Origin of the sequence: Olivibacter sp. CPCC 100613 (assembly GCF_036959255.1) — a bacterium.
Taxonomy (GTDB): domain Bacteria; phylum Bacteroidota; class Bacteroidia; order Sphingobacteriales; family Sphingobacteriaceae; genus Olivibacter.
Window position 1 is genome coordinate 1 of the sequence record NZ_JAWMTI010000023.1, and the last position, 6253, is coordinate 6253.

The window sequence follows — 6253 nt, forward strand, 5'->3', positions numbered from 1 at the left end:
TTTCCGACTGCCCGTTACGCTACATGAATCATTTCTTTAAAGAACTTATCGGCCATCCGCTCGCGCTTCCTGCCTGTTGCGGTATCCCGTCACATCGCTGCACGGCATCCTCTTTTTTTTTTATCTCATTCCCCCGGCCTCGCGCCCCGGGTCTCCTGCTCTCCCCCTTCGGGGCTGCAAAGGTAACAGCTTTTTCCGTATCCGCAAAATATTTATGAAAATATTTTTCTCCCCTCTCCGGCACCCCTCCATATCCCCGCGCAAACCCTTCAGAACAACGACCGCCTCCCTCCGTCAGCGGAGTGCAAAGGTACGATTACTCTGCGTAAANTCTCCGGCACCCCTCCATATCCCCGCGCAAACCCTTCAGAACAACGACCGCCTCCCTCCGTCAGCGGAGTGCAAAGGTACGATTACTCTGCGTAAATGCAAATGTTCAGCCCGAAAAAAATACGGAACATGCACAACAAACTGGAAAACAGAGCGTTTTTTTTCGGCATAAAATAATAGAAGCTCCTCCGCCTGTTATTTTATGAAACCCCGACGCTGGATCAACTAGATTCAAATGAGCATTTACCGCTTATCTGCAATAGAATCATTCAAAAGAAAATTCACCGCCGACACGATATCTGAATAATAAAACATTTAAAAAATTGAAAACCCCTCACGCTTTATACTTGTATTACTACTGTATCTTTTTCTACATAATATGAAATAAAAATGCTCGAATCCCTACAACAACTTTCACAAAAAATGCCGGATTGGGTTTGGAATATACTCATCATTCTCTTCTCCCTACTTATTGGCATCATTTTGAAGTCTATACTACTTCCGATCGTCAAACAACAATCAAAAACAGAACTACCATATTCCGTTTTAAGATCGATTATCCGCCATTTCAACAAAATATTCACCATTTTTATTCCTTTGTTGTTTCTGAGTTCGCTGCTCCCATTAACAAAACTCAGCCCCTCTACTTATGAAATCTTTTCAAAAACAACGGAAATTCTAATAACAGTATGCTTCGCAATTATCATTATACGCGTGTTGCGTGTTTTCGAAGATTATCTTTACCATCGTTTTGATATAAGTAAAGAAAATAATCTTCGTGAGCGAAAAATCCGTACGCAAATTGTCTTTATTCGAAAATTGTTAATAACCCTCATTGTCATTATCACTATGGCCATTATCTTACTTAGCTTCGAAAGTATGCGTAAGATTGGAGCAGGGCTACTAACAGGTGTAGGGATAGGAGGCGTTATTATTGGATTCGCTGCCCAAAAGTCCTTAGGAAACTTACTGGCAGGTTTCCAAATCGCTTTTACTCAACCAATACGAATGGATGATGTACTTATAGTTGAAGGTGAGTGGGGAAAGGTAGAGGAGATCAATCTAACTTATGTAGTGGTAAATATCTGGGATAAGCGTCGCCTAGTATTACCCATTAATTATTTTATCGAAAAACCTTTTCAAAATTGGACACGAACAACTGCTGAAATTTTAGGTACTGTATTCATTTATACTGATTTTCTAATTCCTGTTGAAAATTTACGTCAGAAATTCACAGAACTACTGAAGAGTAACCGCCTATGGGACGGCAAAGTGAATGTTCTACAGGTTACTGATCTAAAGGAGAAAACAATGGAAATTCGCTGTTTAATGAGTTGTAGAAATTCGGGAGATGCCTTCGATCTAAGATGCTATGTGCGAGAAGAGATGATAAAATACATGCGAACTCATTTCCCCGAGGCCTTTGCAAAAACTAGAATTACAACAACCTGAACAAAAAAGAGGGGATCACCCCCTCCAAAGAACTTAAGCATGCTGACCTTCGTGCTTGCCTTCCGCAAATTCTTCCACTATTTTTGCATTAAAGGCAGGTAGGTCTTCTGGCGTTCTACTGGTTACCAGACCTTGGTCTACAACCACTTCACTATCTTCCCATTCCGCACCGGCATTAATTAGATCATTTTTAATTGCCGCCACAGAAGTCATCTTCCTTCCTCTCACAACCTCTGCATCAATTAATGTTTGTGGTCCATGACAAATCGCGGCAACCGGTTTCCCTGCTTCAAAAAAATCCGTAACAAATTGCAGCGCCTCCTGATTAGTGCGCAACTTATCCGGATTGATAACGCCCCCGGGCAAAAGAAGTCCGTCATAATCCAATGCCGACACTTCCTTTAAATTTCTGTCGACTTGGTAGGTTCCTTTCCACTCATCCCCTTCTTTAGCGCGTACTGTTCCAACTTTTGGCGAGATAATGTGAACGCTTGCTCCTGCCTTAACAAGTGCTTCTTTCGGACTAGTTAATTCAACTTCTTCAAATCCGTCTTCCGTTAAAATCGCAATCTTTCTTTCATCTAGTGTTCCCATGATACATGTTTTATTAGTAAAATATTATACTTAGGTTACCATCATCAAGCTTTTTTGTTTGAAAAAAAATAAGTTTAATAGTTGTTTAACAAATACCTGCTAGCTTTTTTCTGAAATCTTCATGCAGATTATCGAATATTACCAAATTCTAATGACGAAAAAATCCATCGGCAACTTTTTTACAACAAATAACTGGCCATCATATTGAAAATATTTCTTTACTTTATAAGAAATATTTTTTAGGTTTCTTAGATAAGATTTATCTTTAACAGAAGAGAAACATAGGGTTGAATCTTATATCGACTCAGAGTTAAATTAGGTAATATATGAACGTGCAAAAAACACTGCTTTTCTTATTAGTTCTTTCTTCTTTATGGTTGGGGTGTAACCAAGGGGCTAAGCAAAAGAAAAAAAATCCTACGGATTCGCTGCATACAAAGGCCTTAAAAGAGTGGAATAAAACAATACCGGGAAACTTCAGTGAGCAAACGGAACTGAGTTTCGATAGCGCGCGATTAGATACATTTTTTCGCATCTATAAAAACCTGGAATCTTACCAACAGAAGGTGAAAAAGTTTTATAAGAATAGAACTTATCGTTTTGCTTGGTTTGATGAAAAGGGACTCATCGAGCAAGCAGGAAATTTAACAGACCGGATGCTTAATCTAAAAGATGAGGGGATTGAGAGGGAATTACCGTATAGCAAGGATTTGGATTCTTTGATCAATGCATACAACCAACATAAAGATACCAAAATAACCAATGAAGAGTTGGAATTTATGCTTACGTCGCAATACTTCCTTTTTGCTGATATTGCTTGGCAGGGGATGGATGATGCGAATGTAAAGGCCAATGATTGGTTTGTCCCAAAGAAAAAAATATCTTATTCAGATTACTTGGATAGTCTCTTAAAACATCCGGTAAATAAATCAGGTGCGGATATCGAACCTGTATACCGTCAATATGAACAGCTTCGAGGGTTTCTGAAGAAATACAGAGAGCTTGCAACTCAACACCAATGGCATAAAATTATCGCAGATAAGAAAAGCTACAAACCAGGTGATTCGTCCATTGTGCTAAGTCAAATAAAAAAACGACTATTTTATTTAGGTGATTATACAGGTGACACCTTGACCAACACATATGATAGTACATTATTCATTGGTGTAAAGTCTTTCCAATCAAGGCACGGTTTAAACCCTGATGGTGCAATAGGAAATGGCACCATCAATGAATTGAATATCCTCCCGACAGAACGAGTGAAGCAAATAGTGGTAAACATGGAGCGCAGCCGGTGGTTGCCGGTAAGCCTAAACACCGATTATTTGGCCGTCAATATTCCGGAATTTAAATTGCACGTATATCATGCAGATAGTTTGCTTTGGAGCTGCAATGTTGTTGTCGGCAAAGCAATGCATAAAACGGTTATTTTTCACGGTGATGTAAAATATGTTGTTTTTAGTCCGTACTGGAATGTACCTCCCAGTATTGTTAAAAACGAGATAATCCCTGGTATGCGCAGAGATCGCAATTATATTGCCAAACACAATATGGAAATTACCGGTAAAAGCGGTGGTCTTCCAAGCGTCAGACAAAAACCTGGCCCAAAAAATTCATTGGGGCTGGTCAAATTCCTCTTTCCTAATAGTTATAATATTTATTTACATGATAGCCCCTCAAAGTCACTATATAACGAGGCCAGCAGAGCTTTTAGCCACGGCTGCATTCGGGTAAGCGAGCCCGAAAAACTAGCCAATTTCCTACTTCGAAATGATTCTACTTGGAATAAAGAATCTATTCACATGGCTATGCATGCAGGAAAAGAGAAGTACGTGACGCTAAAGAAAACCGTTCCCGTCTTCATCGCCTACTTTACCGCTTTTATCGACCGAGATGGAAAAATTAATTTCAGAAAAGACATTTACGACAGGGATGATCGCTTGGCAAAAATGTTAATGGAAGAAAATAGCAACAAATAATATAAGATACTGACATAGGGTTGTCAGTTGGGTCTATTTTATTTGTAGCAAAATAAAGCACTTATATTATGGACTTGATAAAAGCATTGAAGAAAGAACTGATGGACGAAGCGGGAACCACCCGAAAGTTTCTCCCGCTCATCCCCGAAGAAAAATATGAATGGGCTCCCCATGAGAGGAGTATGAAATTGAAACATCTCGTCGTTCATATTGCCGAATTACCCTCATGGATTACCATGGCAGTAGATGCGGATGGATTGGATTTTGCCGCCAACGAATACACCCCCACCCCCTTAGGCAATAATGAAGAACTAAAAGAAATTTTTGAAAAATCGCTTCAACAAGGAGAGGATGCACTTAACAGGATTTCTCCGGAAGATTTGGAGAAAAAATGGGTTTTACGTCACGGAGAAAACATCTTGTGGGAGGGAACAAAATATGGTATGATACGAATGGCCTTCAGCCAAACCTCCCATCACCGAGCACAATTAGGTGTTTATTTAAGGTTATTAAATATACCAATACCCGGCAGCTACGGCCCAAGTGCTGATGATCAGCAATTTTAATCATATAAACGAAAACAAAATAGCGCTTGCTGCTCCTTATTTTTTGAGTTAAGGAGCAGTAATTGCGTTTATCTTTACAATTCCGTCCAGCCTCTTAAGGGTGATAATGCCACCGATAACAAAAAAATTATTGATTATTTTGTGGTGTTTAAAATCTTTATCATAATTTCGCCCCATCATGATAGCAACCCTCCTTTAATAATAGACACGCCAAGGATTTAAAACTGGTAAAAAAGTTTTTGCAGATCTATTACATTATTTGATATTTTCATTCGTCTTCAACTTATAGTGTAGACTACGTATACTTGCTATAACTTTATTATATTAAATGAAATCTACATCCCGTGCAGCTTTTGCCTTTATCTTTATTACTGTTCTTATAGATATTACCGGAATCGGTTTAATCTATCCCGTTCTACCAAAGCTTATCGCTACGCTAATTCATGCCGACATCAGCACCGCAGCTGAATATGGTGGCTGGCTCACTTTTGCATATGCCATGATGCAGTTTATCTGCGCACCGATCATGGGCAATCTCAGCGACCGTTATGGAAGGCGTCCTATACTTCTATTATCGCTATTCGGCTTCGGGTTGGATTGTCTTTTGATGGCCTTTGCGCCCACCATTTGGTGGCTTTTTCTTGGGCGTACAATCGCTGGTGCTATGGGGGCGAGTTATACAGTAGCTTCCGCTTATATTGCGGACATAAGTAGCCCGGAGAAAACGAGCCCAAAATTTCGGTTTAATTAGCGCGGCATTCGGTGTTGGCTTTATTATCGGCCCCGTTATAGGGGGATTGCTCGGTAAGTATGGCACACATGCACCTTTTCTAGTAGCGGCTTTGCTTAGTTTTTTAAATTTATTATACGGCTTCTTTGTTTTACCCGAATCATTAAAAAAGGAAAATCAACGTCCCTTTGATTGGTCACGCGCTAATCCTATTGGCTCGTTCAAACACTTAAGTAAATTTCCTGCGGTTGCAGGACTTATTCTTGGTTTATTACTAATAAACATTGCCGGTCACTCTATGGAAAGCATATGGTCATTTTTCACCATTGAAAAATTCAAATGGAATGAAGAACAGATCGGTTATTCATTGGGTTTTATGGGAATTGCTTTCGCTGCCGTTCAGGCAGGTCTAACACGTGTTTTGTTGCCTTGGATGGGAGAGAAACGTGCCATAATCATTGGGATCACACTCTACACCATTAGTTTAACACTTTTTGCCTTTGCGAGCCATAGTTGGATGATGTACGCATTCCTTATCCCTTATGCTTTGGGAGCGATTGCTAATCCTGCGCTTCAAGGTTTTCTGTCTAACCAGATACCAG

At 39.8% G+C, this 6253-nt stretch carries 6 protein-coding genes; 5 read left to right on the forward strand and 1 reads right to left on the reverse strand.

Annotated features, from left to right (window positions below; genetic code table 11):
• The first annotated feature begins 720 nt into the window (after positions 1-720).
• Positions 721-1782 (forward strand): mechanosensitive ion channel family protein, encoded by a 1062-nt coding sequence (locus RYH73_RS26440; protein ID WP_335316448.1) that lies wholly within the window; start codon positions 721-723, stop codon positions 1780-1782.
• Positions 1783-1815: 33 nt separating this feature from the next.
• On the opposite strand, the gene RYH73_RS26445 is transcribed toward RYH73_RS26440, so the two are convergent.
• On the reverse strand, positions 1816-2376 hold the full coding sequence (locus tag RYH73_RS26445; protein ID WP_335316450.1) for a type 1 glutamine amidotransferase domain-containing protein: 561 nt from the start codon (positions 2374-2376) through the stop codon (positions 1816-1818).
• A 326-nt stretch (positions 2377-2702) separates the two neighbouring features.
• Here RYH73_RS26445 and RYH73_RS26450 point away from each other — a divergent pair, with 326 nt between their 5' ends.
• The 4 genes from RYH73_RS26450 to RYH73_RS26465 form a co-directional block, all read left to right on the forward strand.
• The gene (locus RYH73_RS26450) at positions 2703-4355 is read left to right on the forward strand and encodes a L,D-transpeptidase family protein (protein WP_335316451.1); all 1653 of its coding nucleotides are present in this window, start codon (positions 2703-2705) and stop codon (positions 4353-4355) included.
• 68 nt (positions 4356-4423) lie between these two features.
• On the forward strand, positions 4424-4921 hold the full coding sequence (locus tag RYH73_RS26455; protein ID WP_335316452.1) for a DinB family protein: 498 nt from the start codon (positions 4424-4426) through the stop codon (positions 4919-4921).
• A gap of 328 nt (positions 4922-5249) precedes the next feature.
• Positions 5250-5672: an MFS transporter gene (locus RYH73_RS26460; RefSeq protein WP_335316453.1), complete on the forward strand. Its 423-nt coding sequence runs from the start codon at positions 5250-5252 to the stop codon at positions 5670-5672.
• Between the two features lie 25 nt (positions 5673-5697).
• Positions 5698-6253: MFS transporter (locus RYH73_RS26465; RefSeq protein WP_335316454.1), on the forward strand; the 556-nt coding region annotated here is incomplete at its 3' end.